General features: G+C 63.7%; 17 protein-coding genes. 10 read left to right on the forward strand and 7 right to left on the reverse strand.

From position 1 onward, the window contains the following. Nucleotides 1–43 precede the first annotated feature (43 nt). The 4 genes from LPA37_RS18235 to LPA37_RS18250 all read left to right on the forward strand — a co-directional run bounded on the left by LPA37_RS18235 (nt 44) and on the right by LPA37_RS18250 (nt 4,065). Nucleotides 44–511, forward strand: coding sequence for a PI-PLC domain-containing protein (locus tag LPA37_RS18235; RefSeq protein WP_324251892.1), 468 nt, complete (start codon nt 44–46; stop codon nt 509–511). A gap of 427 nt (nt 512–938) precedes the next feature. Next, nucleotides 939–2,144: a paraquat-inducible protein A gene (locus tag LPA37_RS18240; protein ID WP_228976723.1), complete on the forward strand. Its 1,206-nt coding sequence runs from the start codon at nt 939–941 to the stop codon at nt 2,142–2,144. Beyond that, on the forward strand, nt 2,141–3,433 hold the full coding sequence (locus LPA37_RS18245) for an MlaD family protein (RefSeq protein WP_229013261.1): 1,293 nt from the start codon (nt 2,141–2,143) through the stop codon (nt 3,431–3,433). Before LPA37_RS18240 ends, LPA37_RS18245 begins: the two co-directional genes overlap by 4 nt. Continuing rightward, the gene (locus tag LPA37_RS18250) at nt 3,430–4,065 is read left to right on the forward strand and encodes a PqiC family protein (protein WP_229013262.1); all 636 of its coding nucleotides are present in this window, start codon (nt 3,430–3,432) and stop codon (nt 4,063–4,065) included. The genes LPA37_RS18245 and LPA37_RS18250 overlap by 4 nt, the downstream gene beginning before the upstream one ends. Before the next feature lie 102 nt (nt 4,066–4,167). Here LPA37_RS18250 and LPA37_RS18255 read toward each other — a convergent pair whose 3' ends face one another. Next, nucleotides 4,168–4,722, reverse strand: coding sequence for a type 1 glutamine amidotransferase domain-containing protein (locus LPA37_RS18255; RefSeq protein WP_229013263.1), 555 nt, complete (start codon nt 4,720–4,722; stop codon nt 4,168–4,170). 204 nt (nt 4,723–4,926) lie between these two features. Here LPA37_RS18255 and LPA37_RS18260 point away from each other — a divergent pair, with 204 nt between their 5' ends. After that, on the forward strand, nt 4,927–6,225 hold the full coding sequence (locus tag LPA37_RS18260) for a DNA topoisomerase IB (protein ID WP_229013264.1): 1,299 nt from the start codon (nt 4,927–4,929) through the stop codon (nt 6,223–6,225). A 17-nt stretch (nt 6,226–6,242) separates the two neighbouring features. On the opposite strand, the gene LPA37_RS18265 is transcribed toward LPA37_RS18260, so the two are convergent. Then, nucleotides 6,243–6,515, reverse strand: coding sequence for a hypothetical protein (locus tag LPA37_RS18265; RefSeq protein WP_228976715.1), 273 nt, complete (start codon nt 6,513–6,515; stop codon nt 6,243–6,245). 546 nt (nt 6,516–7,061) lie between these two features. On the opposite strand from LPA37_RS18265, the gene LPA37_RS18270 reads away from it, so the two are divergent. Continuing rightward, nucleotides 7,062–7,214 (forward strand): DUF6496 domain-containing protein, encoded by a 153-nt coding sequence (locus LPA37_RS18270; RefSeq protein WP_228976714.1) that lies wholly within the window; start codon nt 7,062–7,064, stop codon nt 7,212–7,214. Nucleotides 7,215–7,305: 91 nt separating this feature from the next. On the opposite strand, the gene LPA37_RS18275 is transcribed toward LPA37_RS18270, so the two are convergent. Further along, complete coding sequence (locus tag LPA37_RS18275) at nt 7,306–7,614, reverse strand: chemotaxis protein (RefSeq protein WP_228976713.1); 309 nt, start codon at nt 7,612–7,614, stop codon at nt 7,306–7,308. 558 nt (nt 7,615–8,172) lie between these two features. Further along, nucleotides 8,173–9,189, reverse strand: coding sequence for a 2-keto-3-deoxygluconate transporter (gene kdgT, locus LPA37_RS18280; RefSeq protein ID WP_228976710.1), 1,017 nt, complete (start codon nt 9,187–9,189; stop codon nt 8,173–8,175). 271 nt (nt 9,190–9,460) lie between these two features. Between kdgT and kduI the strand changes: the two genes are divergently transcribed. From kduI to kdgR, 3 genes are all read left to right on the forward strand, one after another. Further along, the gene (kduI, locus tag LPA37_RS18285) at nt 9,461–10,297 is read left to right on the forward strand and encodes a 5-dehydro-4-deoxy-D-glucuronate isomerase (protein WP_228976707.1); all 837 of its coding nucleotides are present in this window, start codon (nt 9,461–9,463) and stop codon (nt 10,295–10,297) included. 64 nt (nt 10,298–10,361) lie between these two features. Next, on the forward strand, nt 10,362–11,117 hold the full coding sequence (kduD, locus tag LPA37_RS18290; RefSeq protein ID WP_229013265.1) for a 2-dehydro-3-deoxy-D-gluconate 5-dehydrogenase KduD: 756 nt from the start codon (nt 10,362–10,364) through the stop codon (nt 11,115–11,117). 98 nt (nt 11,118–11,215) lie between these two features. Then, nucleotides 11,216–12,103: a DNA-binding transcriptional regulator KdgR gene (kdgR, locus tag LPA37_RS18295; protein WP_228976702.1), complete on the forward strand. Its 888-nt coding sequence runs from the start codon at nt 11,216–11,218 to the stop codon at nt 12,101–12,103. Between the two features lie 33 nt (nt 12,104–12,136). Here kdgR and LPA37_RS18300 read toward each other — a convergent pair whose 3' ends face one another. Both LPA37_RS18300 and LPA37_RS18305 read right to left on the reverse strand, forming a co-directional pair. After that, entirely contained in the window at nt 12,137–12,580 is a 444-nt protein-coding gene (locus tag LPA37_RS18300) for a cupin domain-containing protein (protein WP_229013266.1), read from the reverse strand. 97 nt (nt 12,581–12,677) lie between these two features. Beyond that, the gene (locus LPA37_RS18305; RefSeq protein WP_229013267.1) at nt 12,678–13,220 is read right to left on the reverse strand and encodes a DMT family transporter; all 543 of its coding nucleotides are present in this window, start codon (nt 13,218–13,220) and stop codon (nt 12,678–12,680) included. A gap of 219 nt (nt 13,221–13,439) precedes the next feature. Here LPA37_RS18305 and LPA37_RS18310 point away from each other — a divergent pair, with 219 nt between their 5' ends. Next, nucleotides 13,440–14,390, forward strand: a complete 951-nt coding sequence (locus LPA37_RS18310; RefSeq protein WP_229013268.1) for an RNA polymerase sigma-70 factor — start codon at nt 13,440–13,442, stop codon at nt 14,388–14,390. Between the two features lie 43 nt (nt 14,391–14,433). Here the strand turns inward: LPA37_RS18310 and LPA37_RS18315 are convergent, their stop codons facing one another. Continuing rightward, nucleotides 14,434–15,060, reverse strand: coding sequence for a glutathione S-transferase family protein (locus tag LPA37_RS18315; protein WP_228976694.1), 627 nt, complete (start codon nt 15,058–15,060; stop codon nt 14,434–14,436). Nucleotides 15,061–15,094: the final 34 nt, after the last annotated feature.

Consider the following 15,094-nt stretch of genomic DNA (forward strand, 5'->3'; position numbering starts at 1 on the left):
GCGCCCTGCCCTGACCGATCCCGGCGTTTCGCCGGCTGACTGGATGTCGGCAATCGATGGCAACCGGCTGCTTTCCGCACTGACCTTGCCGGGCAGCCACGACACCTGCGCCTGGACAGTCGATGACCGGCTCGTGCGCACGCAACATGCGACGCTCGACGACCAGTTGCACCATGGCGTGCGGGTCCTCGACATCCGTTGCCGCCATGAGCGCGATCGCTCCATCCAGGACGAGTTTCGCGTGCCGGTGCCGACATCGATTGCGTTCAAATGGCGCGCCATCGATTCGTTGCTGAACCTCACTCCAGGTCTGTGCGGCGAACGTTGGGTTATCAACTTTTGCAGCGGCACGGGGATGGCGGCACCGCCGGTCGTCGTGGCGTCTGGCGATACACAGCATCGCGGTATTCACGAGCAGCTTGCCGGGCGGCTCGCGGCTCGTTCGGAACCGTGCGGCACCATGATGCTCGACTTTTGCGACTGGAAGGACTGGCGCCAGTTCATGCGTTGATCGATTGCAACTGGAGCCGATAAGGCATCGTTGCGCAGGGAGCGCGCCAACCTTGTTTGAGCGGCTCACGTGGCATACCTGTTCTTCTCCTCCACGCATCGCGGGGGCGTGGTGCGGATTTCTCTCGAACACCGCTACTTGAATAACGCGGATCCCCGACGCGTATTGCGTCCGAATCTGAACATCGCGCGGCGGCGGTGATGAGGCATTTTCCTTGCTTGAGTTCATCTGCTAGCGAGCAAGCGATGTGCCTTATATCTCAACGCGATATAAATCCGCGCGCGGCAGGTTGGCGGAATCGCGTGATGCCGGCCCCGGGAGAAACGACTTAAGCCGGACCACGGCTGGGGCCTCGGGGAACCACGGTCGACGGGAACGAACGATGCTAGTGAGAGTGAACCACTGACCAGACGAACGCAAAAACGCCATGACGATCGGTTGCCCCGAATGCGGCGCGCTCGAGGACATCCCGCCGCTTGCCGCGCGTGCCCTCGCACGTTGCCGTGTCTGCCACTATCCGCTGGAGCGTCGCAGCGGCCGTAGCCTGAATGCGGCATTGGCCTGCGCGTCGAGCACATTCGTGCTTCTCTTTCCAGCCAACGTGGCGCCCCTGATGACGGTCGGAATGCTGGGCGCGGAGCGCTCGTCAGTACTTTCGTCAGGCATCGTGGCAATGTGGAATGGGGGTTGGGTGATCCTCGCACTGCTGCTGGGAATGTTCGGCATTGTTCTGCCGTTCGTGCGTTTTGGCGGTCTCGCACTCGTGCTGGGCGCAGTCCGGTTCGGATGGCGTTTCAAGGGCATCGGCGCCCTCTTTCGCTGGACACTCTGGCTCGACATCTGGGCCATGCCCGACGTGTATCTGGTTGGCTGCTTCGTCGGATATGCGCGCGTGACGCAGAACCTGACCGGCACGATCGGCGCAGGCGGCTATTGCTTCATCGTCGCGGCGCTGATGTCGATGCTCACGCGCGCATCGCTCGACCGGCGGACCGTCTGGCGTGCAATCACCGCTGAACAGCGGCTGACAAAAGACGAACCGGTGCTCTCCTGCCCGGTGTGCGACCTTGTCGAGCCGGCCTCGCGTGAGGGCGAGCCGTGCGCGCGCTGCGGACTGAAACTGCGTGTACGCAAACCCGACGCGGTCGTGCGGGCAGGCGCCCTTTCGCTCGCGGCGCTCGTGCTGACGCTGCCCGCGAACCTCTATCCGATGACCTTCTCGACACAGCTCGGCAAGGATGTGCCTCACCGGATTGTCGATGGCGTGTACCAGCTGTTTCATGCAGGCCTGTGGCCATTCGGCATTCTCATCTTCTGCACGAGCATTGTCATACCGGTGGCAAAAATCTTCGGCATGGCGTGGTTCATCATCTCCGTCAAGCAGCGATCGCGCCGGCATTTACGTTTGAAAGCGCATCTGTACCGATGGATCGACGAACTCGGACGATGGTCGAACGTCGACGTCTTTACGATCGCAGCCTTTGTCCCGTTGATCCACTTCGATGGTCTCGCCTCGTCACGGCCCGCGATGGGCGCGACGGCGTTCGCGCTCGTCGTGTTCCTGACGATGGCGGCTTCGCGGGCGTTCGACCCGCGGATGATGTGGGACGTCCGTATCAGGAGACGGTCGTGAGTAGCGCACGCCCGCGGCGCACGCAGGCCGAGGTGCGGCGCAGCGCGTGGCCGGGCTGGATCTGGTCGGTGCCGATCGCCGCATTAGGCGTGGCGGGATGGCTCGGCCTTCGTGCGCTGGTTCATGGCGGCGAGACGGTCACCGTGACGTTCGCGAATGCCTATGGCATGAAGCCCGACGATACCAGCGTCATGCTGCGCGGCGTGAAGGTGGGCAGCGTCTCGGACGTCGCGCTCGAGCCCGATGGGCAGCACGTTGACGCAAAGCTCAGGATAGACAGCGCCGAGAAAAAATATCTGCGCAGCGGGACGAAGTTTTTCCTGCGCGGTGCACAGCCCGATTTTAGCGACCTGTCGTCGCTCAAGGCGCTGGTTGCCGGGCCTGAAATCGTCATGGAGCCGGGACCCGGCCAGCCCGCCGACCACTTCGACGGCGCCGATCGTCGACCTGCGCTGCCTGCGCGGCATGGCCCGATCGTCACGTACGTCGTGCGGTTCGACGGCACCGCCGGAGCGCTCGACGAGGGCGCCGCCGTGGAACTGCGCGGTTTTCATGTGGGTACCGTCACCCGCGTGCACCTCAACTACAACGCGGACACGGGCACGCTGAGCACGCCGGTGGAAATCGCGCTCGACCCGCTCGCGCTCGGCATCAGCGGCGCGCCGCCGGCCAGCGGCAACTGGCGGCCGCTCGTCGATGGCATGCTCAAGCGACTCATCGCGCAAGGATTGCGTGCGCGTCTCGCGCAGAACCCGCCTCTCGTTGGTCCGCGCAAGGTCACCCTCGACTTCGTGACCGATGCGCCGGGCGCGACGCTCACCGCTGAAAACGGCATGCCGGTGATTCCCAGCGTCGGGTCTTCGGACCTCGACGCCATCGCGTCCGGAGCAGATCAGGTTATCAGGAAGATCAACGGTCTTCCGATCAAGGAAACCGGAGAACAGGTGCGCAGCATCGCGACGCGGGTCAACGCGCTGAGTTCGTCGCCGCGGATCAAGGACAGTCTCACGCACATCGACCGCGCCGTGACGCAGATCGACCGCACGTTACAGCAGGTGTCGCCGCAAATCGGCCCGCTCGTCGCGCAATTGCGGGAGACGGCGAACGCGGCCGATCAGGCCGTCACCGCGGCAAATCACACACTGGGGGGTGACGCGACAAGCCAGAACGATCTGCCTGCGGCCTTGCGTGAACTCACCGATACCGCACGCTCGATCCGGGCGCTCGCCGACTATCTCGATCGCCATCCGGAAGCGCTCATTCGGGGCAGACAGGAGGAGAAACCATGACGCGCAGACCCTCGAACCCGATCCGCCGCGCGCGCGCCGCACTTGAGACAGCGACCGTCCCGCTGACAGCGACGGTCGTCGCCCTGATCGGGACAATCATGAGCGGGTGCGGGCAGGGTCCGCCCATGCGCTATGTCACGCTGAACGCGGCGCCGCTGGCCGCGCCGCTCGCAACCGCTCCAGTACAGCCGGTTCAGTTGACCGCCGTGCACATTCCCGCCGAGCTCGATCGGCTCGAGGTCGTCACGCAGGTTTCGCCGAACCGTCTGGCGGTTAACGAAACCGAGCGGTGGGGCGCCCCACTCGCGCAGATGATGCGTCGCACGCTTGCACAGGACCTGGCGACGCGTTTGCCCGCGGGTTCCTTCGTCCTGCCGGATGCGCCGGCACCGCCTGGGACGCGCACACTGGTGGTCACAGTGCTGACCTGCGCGGCCGATGCAAGCGGGACATTGACGTTGCAGGCGGCCTGGACATTGTTGTCGGGGCACCCTGCCCGCGTGAACCTGACGCAACAGGCGACACTCAGGTCCACGATGGCGGGTCGCGACGCGGCGGCGCAAGCGGCTGCACTGAGTCAGATACTCGGACAGCTGGCCGACCGGATCGCCACATCCATCGTCGCGCGCTAACCGGACAATCTCCAGACTTTTCGACCGGATGCGAGCGGCGGGTGTTATTCGTCTCCGCGCGCCATGGGTTCACGTGCGAGCGACGCCAGCCCCGCGCACATGTCACGCACTCCGACGATGGCTCGCCAGTTGAGCGATCAGCTTCTTGTTGAAAGCGGGAAGATCGTCCGGCTTGCGGCTTGTGATGAAGTTGCCGTCCTCGACGACCTGCTTGTCGACCCATGTGCCGCCGGCGTTGCGGATGTCGTCCTGCAAGCTGGGCCAGCTCGTCATCGTGTGCCCCTTGACGATGCCAGCCGAAACCGGCAGCCAGCCGCCATGACAAATCACCGCCACAGGTTTCTTCGCGCCATCGACAGCTCGCACGAACGCCTGCGCTTCGGGAATCAACCGGATCGCATCGCCGTTGATCACGCCGCCGGGCAACACGACAGCGTCGTAGTCGTCGGGACGAACCTTGTCGAAGGTTGCGTCCACGTCGACCGTCTCGCCTTTGTCGACGTGCCTGAAGCCCTGAATCTTGCCTGGTTTCGCCGAGACCACGTGCACTTGCGCCCCAGCTTCCGTTAGCGCGCGTTTCGGTTCGAGCAGCTCAGCCTGCTCGAAACCGTCAACCGCGAGCACCGCTACCTTGCAGCCTGCAAGTTCATTCGCCATCTTGTCCTCCATGGGAAGTTCTCGATCCGTTCGAATACGCCGAAGGCGACCCGGTTGACTGGCTATTGAGCATCCCTCGTGCCCGTATGCCACCGGTTTGCTACAACCCTTGCAAAGCGGAACGCGCATCGGGCATCGGTCTTGCTCATAGCCCTGCGACTGGCGCAACCCGCACCCTGTCCGCTGAAATTTTTATCGATAACAATGGCAGCCCCAACTCATCCCGTTCACCCAACCCGGCACCGCATAGACGACGCCTCCCGGCCATTCAATTCCGGCACGATTGCGCCGGGTCTGCGGTACACGGACGACACGCATCCCGGCTACTCCCGCAAACGGGAAAAGGACAGTTTCGCGTACTTCGACGCGGCAGGCAGACGCATCGACGACGCCGATGAAATCGCCCGCATCGACGCGCTGGCGATTCCGCCCGCTTACGAAGACGTATGGATCTGCGCGGACGCCCGAGGTCATCTGCAGGCGACCGGCCGTGACGCGCGTGGTCGCAAGCAGTACCGCTATCACCCGCGCTGGCGCGAGATACGCGACGCCGACAAATACGAGCGCATGGCCGCGTTTGGCCGCGCGTTGCCGAAGATCCGCGCGCGCGTCGCGCGCGATCTGAAGTTGCCAGGCATGCCTTGCGACAAGGTCATCGCCGCGATCGTGCAGTTGCTCGACACGACGCTCATTCGCGTCGGCAGCGTCGAATACGCGCGCGATAACCAGTCGTACGGTCTGACGACACTGCGCAAGAAGCATGTGAAGATCGAAGCGGGCCAGTTGCGCCTGAAGTTTCGCGGCAAGAGCGGCATCGAGCACGATGTCGCGGTGGATCATCCCCGCGTCAGAGGCATCGTGCGGCGCTGCGCCGATTTGCCGGGCCACGATCTGTTCCAGTATCTCGACGAGGACGGCACGCGCCGCACGATCGGCTCGGGCGACATCAACGACTACCTGCGCCGCGCGAGCGATGCGGACCTCACCGCGAAGGACTACCGGACATGGGCGGGCAGCGTCTATGCACTGGCGGTGCTGCGGCGCCTGATGTGCAGTAGCGCGGCGGAAGCACACCGGCATGTCGTCGCGACAATCAGGGAGGTGGCGACGTTGCTACGCAATACACCAGCGGTGTGCCGGCGCTGCTACATACACCCGGCCGTGATCAGCGCGTTCGAAGCGGATGAATTGCAGGACTTGCCGTCCAGGCAGGCACGCCGCGGCCTGAAAGTGGATGAAGCGGCGTTTGCCGCGCTGCTGGCACGGACGGCCCGGCGTGCCGCGAAGCTCGCGCGTCGTGCGGCAGCCAGTGGCTGCAAGACGGGCGACTCCGCGATGCACGGCGGGATCGAAGGCTCGCTGACAACATTACTCAAGAAGTCCCGTTCGGCGCGCAAGGCGAGCGTTGCGAAATCCGCGACCGGATCCGGTGCGCAAACGCCGCGCCGCGCATCCAGCGCGGGCCGCGTGGCGTGCTCGCATGCGGCGAGGCAGGCTCGTTAAGCCGTGGATCATTCCGATCACGACATCGTCGACCCCCGCATCCGTTTGACTAGCAGGATCGCGCCGGCCGGCAGATGAACCAGTCCGAAACCTGCCGCGAATGCGAGCCATGACGGCAGGGGTCTGGCCGGCAACCATGCGCAGGTGGCCCCAAACGCGAGGCCGACCGTGAGCAGAACGCCATGCGCTGTTGCGCGCCTGGCAAACCCGAGCGTGAAGCGCGGGATTTCGTAGTGCACATAGCAAACGACTGCCGCAAGCAGCATTGCCGCAACCTCGACTTGCCACACAGCTGGTTCTCCTGTCACATCGCGCGGCCTGCCTGCGCGCAGGCGCGACAGGCACCGCTGCATACGCGGCAATGGTCGGCATCCTCTGGATGCCGGGGCCTACTCCTCGCGGGGGGCGCATACGCGGGGACGTGGCGTCCCTCGCCTACGGGTTCGCCGGCTCGAAATGCGTTCTTTTGCTTGCTGAAGTGGGAGCAAGCCGTGTTCCGGTGCGCGAGAATGCGCACGCACGAAAAGCGCTGCGATGCATGGCACCAGGACGAACCATCGCCATCACAGGTTGCATTTCTTACGCGTCGTGGTTGAAAGAAGATTCGCGCTTTGGGCGCGCGGTGATCTTGTCTGTGCAGCGGCCGCGATATCCCTTTGCGTGAGCTAAAAAATCAACAACCGCTTTTCGCGTACACACGGGTTCTGTTGCGGGCACGGCCAATGCTTGCTTTCGTACCGCTCGCCCGCCGCGTATTCGACGTCGGCGGTGAATGCGTTGGAGACTGTGTAGAACGGCAAGCCCCGGCGAACCGGAATACTTCAAAGGAGAAGGACATGCCGCTCAGTAAAGGAAAATCGCGCGAAGCGGTCTCGAAGAACATCAAAACCGGGATCAAACAGGGAAAATCGCAGAAGCAGGCTGTAGCGATCGCGCTCAACGAGGCGCGCAAGTCGGGCGCGAAGATTCCGAAGAAGAGCCGGAAGTAGCGCACGAATGGCGGCCCCCGGAAAGGGCGAGTCGGCCAACGCCGCTGGGGGAATCGCCACGCTGCTTCGCCGGAGCTGTCGGCGCCTGCAACTACGGCGCGTCGGCATCGACGTCGTCGATCCTGTCAGGCAGGACGTCTTCGTCCGGGCGCAACGTTTCGTCGCCGTCCGCCGCAGCGCGCTCGCCCGTGCCGGCGCGATCGGTGTCGCTCCGCGCCTCCTCGGCGCCGGTTTCGAGCGCATGATTGTCCAACTCCGTGTCGCGGTCGAAATCGTGGCGTTTCGCACCCGCGACATCGCTTCCGCTATCGGACGAATCGCCAGGGCCGAGGGCGCCGGTATCCCGTCCCGGCACGTCCGGTTCGGGCAAATCGTTATCGGAATCTAGCGTGCTGCTCATGAAATCCTCCTTCGTCGAAAGCACTGCCACGAACGCGGAAACGCAAGCGGATGGCGGTCACGTGGGCACTCATGACGCAGCAGGTGATGTGCCTGGCAAACTGGCCAGCGCGGTTTTCCGGTCGAACCGGCGCGGTTGCGCATCGGGTTGGCTTCGGATGCCGCCGGAGAAAAGCAGCAGGTCAGTCGACCAAACCTTTCTTTTTCCTTTCTGTTGAGATTTAATATGGGCGGTCCTTCACCTCAACGGAGCAGCGTATGTCACCTTTCATGCAAGGCGCGGTCACCCTCGGTGGCTGTATCAGCGTGTTCGCATTCATCGTCAGCGTGATCGAGATGCTGGCCAACTGAGACCGCGGCGGCACCGTACGCATTCGAAACGCAGCGCGTGGGACCCTGCGTGCGGCCGTGGACTATCAATGGATCAGCGGTTTGGTCCAGATCACACGATCGATCGGGAACAGAACCAGAACGCAAAACGCCCGCTGCGTGATGCAATCTCACACAGCGGGCGTGTCTTTAGTCACTCTTTGGCCACGTGCGGAAGCTTCTATTTACGTCACACGTGAACGTCGCGCTCGTTCAGCGGTTGTGCGGTCGCATCCTCGATCTCCTCGCGCGATGCGTCGCGCGGTTGAAACCTGCGCACCCATAGCGCCGTGAGAATCGGCACGAGAATAGCGGTCACGAGGCAGGCCGTCGCCACCATCGCCGTTGCGGCCGGCACCAGCGGCTTGAAGCGCGGAATCATCTCGCCGATGATCGCCGGATTCGCCACCGCCGCTCCCGCCGTCGACGACGCCGCGAGTCCCGCCGCTCCGTTGCCGCCCGCGATCCAGCGGTCAGCCAGGATAAGCGGAATGCCCGTCACGACGATTACGCCGAAGCCGATCAGGACGCCCGGCAGTCCGCTCGTGGCGATCACGTGCAGGTCGATGCCGTTGCCAAGCGCAAAGCCGAAGAACGGAATCAGCGGATGCACGCAGCGGCCGAACAGGTCGCGCAGATCGCGGTCGAGATTGCCGAGCACGAAGCCCACGACAAACGGCAGCACCGCGCCGGCAAAAAGCCGCGGCTCGAAGAACGCGACGCCGGTCGCGCCGAGAATCAGCATGCTGATGAGCGGCCCCGATTCGACCGACATCAGCACGAACGCGCCCGCCTCTTCCCGCGTGCCGTATTGCTGCATCACGGCGGCGTAAAGACCGCCGTTGGTCATGTCCATCGAGGTCGTGATCGCGAGTATCGAGAGGCCTGCGAAGAGCCCCGCCTTCACGCCGTCTACCGGAATGAAGTGCGAAGCGACAATCGTCGCTATCCATGCAACGATCATTTTCGTCACGAGCAGTGTGCCCGACTTGCGCAGGACCACACCGGTCGCCCGCAGGTTGATGGTCGCGCCCATGCAGAAGAACCACACCGCCAGAATCGGCACGGTGCCGGCAATCAGTCCATTCGTGAAGGACCCGAAGTACTTCCCGGCGCCCGGCGCGAAGGTGTGAACACAGGCGCCCAGCAGCAGCGGCACCAGCATCAGGCCGCCAGGTACGCGGTCGATGGCCTTCTTGATATTCATGCCTCCTCCATGGACTTTGCGTCCTGTTGTCGGGTCGGTGACCCGGGGTGATGTCCCGTTCACGTGACGGGCTGCTCCCTTTCGGCGCAATATAGCATCACAAAAGGAACGATGTTCCGATATTGATCGAGTTTAAGGTAATCGTTTACCCCCATGCTGGACGGAGGTATTGTCACGCCTGGCGTGACGGTGCAATATTTTTGGACCGATGTTCCGGAAATGGTATTTTGCGCTACAGTCGTGACCATTCCGACGCGGCAGGAGACAGACAATGGAAGTGAGACAGAGCATCAACAGCGAGTACGCGAAGACACTCGATACAGCCGGCCTGCGCAGGGAGTTTCTCGTCGACCAGGTGTTCGAGCCCGACGCACTGAAACTCACTTACAGCCATATCGACCGCATCATCGTGGGCGGCGTGCTGCCTGCCACGCGCGCGGTCGAAGTCCCCAGTTCGCTCGGCAAGGCGATCGGCGTCGGTTATCTGCTTGAGCGCCGCGAACTCGGTGCGATCAACATCGGCGGCGACGGCTGGGTCGATGTGGACGGCACGCGCTATCCCGTTCGCAACGAAGAGGCGATCTACATCGGCAAGGGTGCGCAGTCGGTCGCGTTCGGCAGCGAAGACACCGCGCGCCCGGCGAAGTTCTACCTGAACTGCGCACCGGCGCATGTGTCGTATCCGACCCGCACGATTTCACTCGCACAGGCATCGCCACAGACGCTCGGCGATCCGGCCACGAGCAATCGCCGCACGATCTACAAGTTCATCGTTCCCGAGGTACTGCCGACCTGCCAGCTCTCGATGGGCATGACGAAACTCGAACCCGGCAACCTTTGGAACACGATGCCGTGCCACACGCACGAGCGCCGCATGGAGGTGTATTTCTATTTCAACATCGCCGACGATGCGGCCGTCTTTCACATGATGGGCGCGCCGGATGAAACGCGGCACATTGTCGTGCACAACGAGCAGGCCGTGATTTCGCCCAGCTGGTCGATTCACTCGGGCGTCGGCACGCGGGCCTACACGTTCATCTGGGGCATGGTCGGCGAAAACCAGGTGTTCGGCGATATGGATCACGTCGCCGTGAGATATCTGCGCTGATCGCCGACGCGCTTCGCGGGCAATACGAAACAGACACTACACCGGCACAACAGGGGCTTACGCAGTGAAAACCTTCGATCTGGGCGGCAAGGTCGCTATCGTTACCGGCAGCAACACGGGACTCGGCGCGGGCATGGCCGTCGCGCTTGCCGCAGCCGGCTGCGACATCGTCGGCGTGAGCCGCGCGGGCGCGGGCGACACGCCCGCGCGTGTCGAGGCGACCGGACGGCGCTTCGCGGACGTGCGCGCCGACCTCGCGTCAACCGCACCAGTCGACGACATCGTGCGCGCCGCGATCGAAGCGTTCGGCCGAGTCGATGTGCTCGTGAACAATGCGGGTATCATCCGCCGCGAAGACGCGCTCGCCTTCACCGAAGACGACTGGGACGCGGTGATGGACGTGAATCTGAGGAGCGTATTCTTTCTGTCGCAGGCCGTCGCCCGGCAGTTCGTGAAGCAGCAGCGCGGGGGCAAGATCATCAACGTTGCGTCGATGCTGTCGTTTCAGGGCGGCATTCGCGTTGCGTCCTACACGGCGTCGAAAAGCGGCGTGCTCGGTCTCACGCGGCTTCTCGCGAACGAATGGGCCATCCACGGCATCAACGTGAACGCGATCGCGCCCGGCTACATGGCAACGGCGAACACGGCGGCGCTGCGTGGCGATGTCCAGCGTAACGACGAAATTCTTGCGCGGATTCCAGCGGGCCGCTGGGGCGCGCCGGACGATCTCGCGGGACCTGTCGTGTTCCTGGCCTCGCCGGCGTCGGACTACGTGCACGGTCATACGCTCGCAGTGGACGGAGGGTGGCTCGCGCGCTAGGCTCGCGCGCCGCACGGTTACGCAGCGGCGGCATGTATCGCGGCGCACGGTGTACCCCGCACGCCTGGTATCGACAGGACATGATGGATATGACGGATATGACAGCTATGGCCAAACAGCGCAGGGAACCCGCCGTCGCGCACAGACAGGAAACGGACATCGCCGGTTGCAGTGGCGGTGCGGGTCACGACCGGGGTGAATCGGCCTCGTCCATCGGCAGGGTATTCGCGATTCTGTCCGCTGTTGGCGACAGCGGACAGACCGGCATCAGCGAACTGTCGCAGCGGCTCGGCATGTCGAAGACGACGGTACATCGCGTCATGCAGACGCTGAAGGCGCTTGGCTACGTAACGCAGGAAGTCGAGACCGAGCGTTACCGGCTGACGATCCGTCTCTTCGAACTCGGCGCGAAAGCGCTGGAGAGCGTCGATCTCGTGCGCGAGGCCGACGTCGAGATGCGCCGCATCGCGCAGGCCACGCGCGAAGCGGTCCACCTTGGCGCGTTCGACGAAGACAGCATCATCTACATTCACAAGATCGACGCCGACTACGGGCTGCGGATGCAGTCGCGCATCGGTCGGCGCAATCCGCTGCACAGCACGGCGATCGGCAAGGTCCTGCTTGCATGGATGGACCCGGCCGACGCGCGCGAAGTGCTCTCGCACGCGGAATTCCGCAAGTCGACGCCCAAGACGCTCTCCTCCGCCGAAGCCGTTCTGGGTATCCTGCCGCATGTACGCGAGCAAGGCTATGGCGAGGACAACGAGGAGCAGGAGGAAGGGCTTCGATGTCTCGCGGTGCCGGTGTTCGACCGCTTCGGCCGCGTGATCGCCGGCCTGTCGATTTCGTTTCCGACCATGCGTTGCGGCGCCGACACGAAGTCGCACTACGTCGCCCTGCTCCAGCGCTCGGGACTCGCGATCTCGACACGGCTCGGCTATCGCGATGCAACCGCACCGGAACATGCGGCCGTCGAACAGGGGTGAAACCGCGCTGAAACGCCGCGAATCCGGTACACGCTACCGCGAAGGCGCGGGCACCAGTCCATACCTCGCCATCACTTCGACGAGCTTCTGGCGATCGGGCGGGCCGCCGGCGGTGAAGACTGACCTGACATCGCGAAAATACTGGGCACCGACGTCGGGCGTAAGGACGATCAATGCGCATGCTGTGACATCGTGCGGGTTGCTGAAGTGATGCACCGAGCCGCGTGGCGTGAACATCCACTCGCCTGGCGTCAGGTCGCGAACCACGCCATCGACCGAGTAGCGCAACGTGCCCTCCAGGATATAGACGCATTCCTCGTTACGCGTATGACTGTGCGGCGGCGGAACCGGCGAGCCGGACGGCACCGTCAACTCGAACATGCCCATTCCGCCCGTCGCGGTTCCATCGATCAGGTATCGAATGCCCAGTTGACCGATGTTGATCGGTTCGTCTGCCGCCGTGCCGCCGGAAGTCATCGTCAAACTCCTTCTGGTTGGAGAATTTCGTCAGTTCACCGAGGTTAACCGGGGGCGCCCGATCAGCAGGGATTATGCGCCAGGCCCCCGCGCGACGTCACGCAAGCGGACCCTCGGGGTCTTTTCTGCGCACCGCGACCGCGATCGCACTGCCGACGATCAGCGCGATTCCCACGAGAGACAATGGCGGCATCGTCTCATTCCATATGACGCAGAAGCCGGCAATCGCGGCCGCGACGCCCCGGCGCGTCAGGCGTTCGTGCAGGATCAGCGGCGCGAGCAGGATCACGATCAGCGTCTCCGAATACGCAAGCGCGACGGCCTCGCCGAGCGGAACGTAGGGCAGTCCGGCAAAGAAGAGGCCTGACGCGCCGAGGAGCGTCAGCGCTCGCACCGTCTGGCCCTTGACGTCGAGGTTCGCGAGTCGTTCAGACCACGAAAGACGTCCGGCGCAGCACATCGCCACGGCGGGAACCAGCCCGAACAGCATCCGGAAAAACGTCACTTCGTTGGCCGGATATTGCAATGCGACCGTCTTCGCCAGCGCGTCCACCACGGCAAAGCAGAACATCGAGGCAAGTATGCCGCCGATGGCGCTCAGCGGAAGAGAACGGGCGGAAGCGGTCGTGGAAGATGACATGTCGTGACGCGCGGTGATCGGCAGAGAATATTACAATAAGCTTCCCCGAACACTGAGACTGCCGTTGCGGCCGGCGACCCGACGTCCCGTCACCTGACAGACCGGAAGGGGCCCTGCTCCGTCAAATCCGCGAATCCGGGCGCAAACCGGCACGCGCGCCATGACCCTCACGTGTAGTCACGTGTCACAACACAGCGGTATCAAACGTCTGGGGTAACCATGATCGAAGCAACCGACATCTTCAACCGCCTCCGCCGCCGTCTTCAGGGCATTGCTTATCGTATGCTGGGCTCTTCGGCTGAAGCCGAGGAAGTTGTTCAGGACGCGTGGATCCGGTGGCATGAAACCCAGCAGGATCGCGTGGAAAACGCCGAAGCCTGGCTCGTCTCGGTGACGACGCGACTGGCTATCGACCGGCTCCGCGCGGCGAAAGTCCAGCGCGAGCACTACGTCGGCCTGTGGCTGCCCGAGCCGCTTCTCGAGGAATCGTCCAGCTCGCCGGAACAGATACTGGAACATGTTGACGACGTTTCGGTGGCCTTCCTCACGTTGCTGGAACGCCTCGCTCCCGAGGCGCGCGCAGCCTGGCTGCTGCGCGAAGTATTCGATGCTGGATACGACGAGGTCGCCGAAGTGCTCGGCAAATCCGAAGCGGCGTGCCGGCAGATCGTGCATCGCGCGAAAGTGCAGGTGCGCGACGAGCGGCCGCGCCACACGGTTGCGCACGAAACGCAGTTGCGGTTGCTGCGCGGATTTGCCGATGCGGCAGTGCGCGGCGAATTCGCCGCGCTCAAGGCCATGCTCGCCGACGATGCGCAACTGATCGGCGACGGCGGTGGCAAGGTGCCGAGCTTCGGCGTGCCGATGCTCGGCGGCCAGCGCATCGCGCAGCTATTTTTCGCCACGCGCCTTCGCTACCCCAACGCCGTACGATATGAAGTGGTCATGCTCAACGGCCAGTGGGGTTTGCTGCGGTTTATCGATGGCGCCCTGGAGTCGGCCCAGGCGCTCGAAACCGATGGCGAACGGATCGTGCGTTTTCACGTTCAGCGCAATCCCGACAAGCTCGCCCGCATTGCCGCGGCGCGGGGTTGCAATCTCAACGGCACACCAGTCACGGATGATCCCCGTGTCGCCGATGCCACAGGCGCGCCTCCCCGAACGTCGTGACCTGTACCGGCACAGGCATGTCGACACATTCGCGAATGAAAACTCAGGCGTTTGCCATCGCCCGCGCCGGAAACGGATTGCGCCAGGCGTCGAGCGTGTTGAGTTGATCGTGCCAGCGCTGAACCTGCGGAAACTCTTCCAAAGGCATGGCCGCCGGCTTCGCATACGGCAACGTCACCGCGACGGAAAAATCAGCGATCGTCAGATCGTCGCCGACGAGCCACTGACGCCCCTCCAGGTGCCGGTCCAGCACGCTCGCGTAGCGGCGAAACGCGTCCCGTGCCTCCGCCACCGCGGTCGCATCCGGTTCGCCCAGACCGAAGCTGGCCTTGATGAGATGCTCGAAATACAGCGCGCCGCCATACCGATAGAAATGGTAGCCGTTCCAGCTTAGCCAGCGCAGGACCTCGGATTGACGTGCATCGCCTGGCCACAGGCTGGAGCCCGCGTGCTGCGCCAGATGGCAAAGAATAGCGTCCGCCTCCCAGATGATCCTGTCGCCATCGACCAGACACGGCACCTTGGCGTTCGGATTGATCGCGCGATAGTCAGGCGTGGTGTGCTCGCCTTTCTTCAGATCGAGATAGACGTAGTCGATCGGCAGACCCAGGTATCGGGCAACGGCACATACCTTGCGCGGAGCCGGCGTTTCAGCGTAGTAGAGCTTCATTGGCGACCTCAGTATTGATTGCATCTGTCTTGAA

It is taken from the genome of Paraburkholderia gardini (assembly GCF_907164545.1).
Lineage (GTDB): Bacteria > Pseudomonadota > Gammaproteobacteria > Burkholderiales > Burkholderiaceae > Paraburkholderia > Paraburkholderia gardini.

Coding starts and splice junctions, on each gene's coding strand:
- LPA37_RS18315 (WP_228976694.1), bottom strand. CDS start 15,060: ATGAAGCTCTACTACGCTGAAACGCCGGCTCCGCGCAAGGTATGTGCC.
- kdgT (WP_228976710.1), bottom strand. CDS start 9,189: ATGAATATCAAGAAGGCCATCGACCGCGTACCTGGCGGCCTGATGCTG.
- LPA37_RS18300 (WP_229013266.1), bottom strand. CDS start 12,580: ATGACTTCCGGCGGCACGGCGGCAGACGAACCGATCAACATCGGTCAA.
- kduI (WP_228976707.1), top strand. CDS start 9,461: ATGGAAGTGAGACAGAGCATCAACAGCGAGTACGCGAAGACACTCGAT.
- LPA37_RS18305 (WP_229013267.1), bottom strand. CDS start 13,220: ATGTCATCTTCCACGACCGCTTCCGCCCGTTCTCTTCCGCTGAGCGCC.
- LPA37_RS18240 (WP_228976723.1), top strand. CDS start 939: ATGACGATCGGTTGCCCCGAATGCGGCGCGCTCGAGGACATCCCGCCG.
- LPA37_RS18250 (WP_229013262.1), top strand. CDS start 3,430: ATGACGCGCAGACCCTCGAACCCGATCCGCCGCGCGCGCGCCGCACTT.
- LPA37_RS18255 (WP_229013263.1), bottom strand. CDS start 4,722: ATGGCGAATGAACTTGCAGGCTGCAAGGTAGCGGTGCTCGCGGTTGAC.
- LPA37_RS18260 (WP_229013264.1), top strand. CDS start 4,927: ATGGCAGCCCCAACTCATCCCGTTCACCCAACCCGGCACCGCATAGAC.
- LPA37_RS18270 (WP_228976714.1), top strand. CDS start 7,062: ATGCCGCTCAGTAAAGGAAAATCGCGCGAAGCGGTCTCGAAGAACATC.
- kdgR (WP_228976702.1), top strand. CDS start 11,216: ATGACAGCTATGGCCAAACAGCGCAGGGAACCCGCCGTCGCGCACAGA.
- LPA37_RS18275 (WP_228976713.1), bottom strand. CDS start 7,614: ATGAGCAGCACGCTAGATTCCGATAACGATTTGCCCGAACCGGACGTG.
- LPA37_RS18310 (WP_229013268.1), top strand. CDS start 13,440: ATGATCGAAGCAACCGACATCTTCAACCGCCTCCGCCGCCGTCTTCAG.
- LPA37_RS18235 (WP_324251892.1), top strand. CDS start 44: ATGTCGGCAATCGATGGCAACCGGCTGCTTTCCGCACTGACCTTGCCG.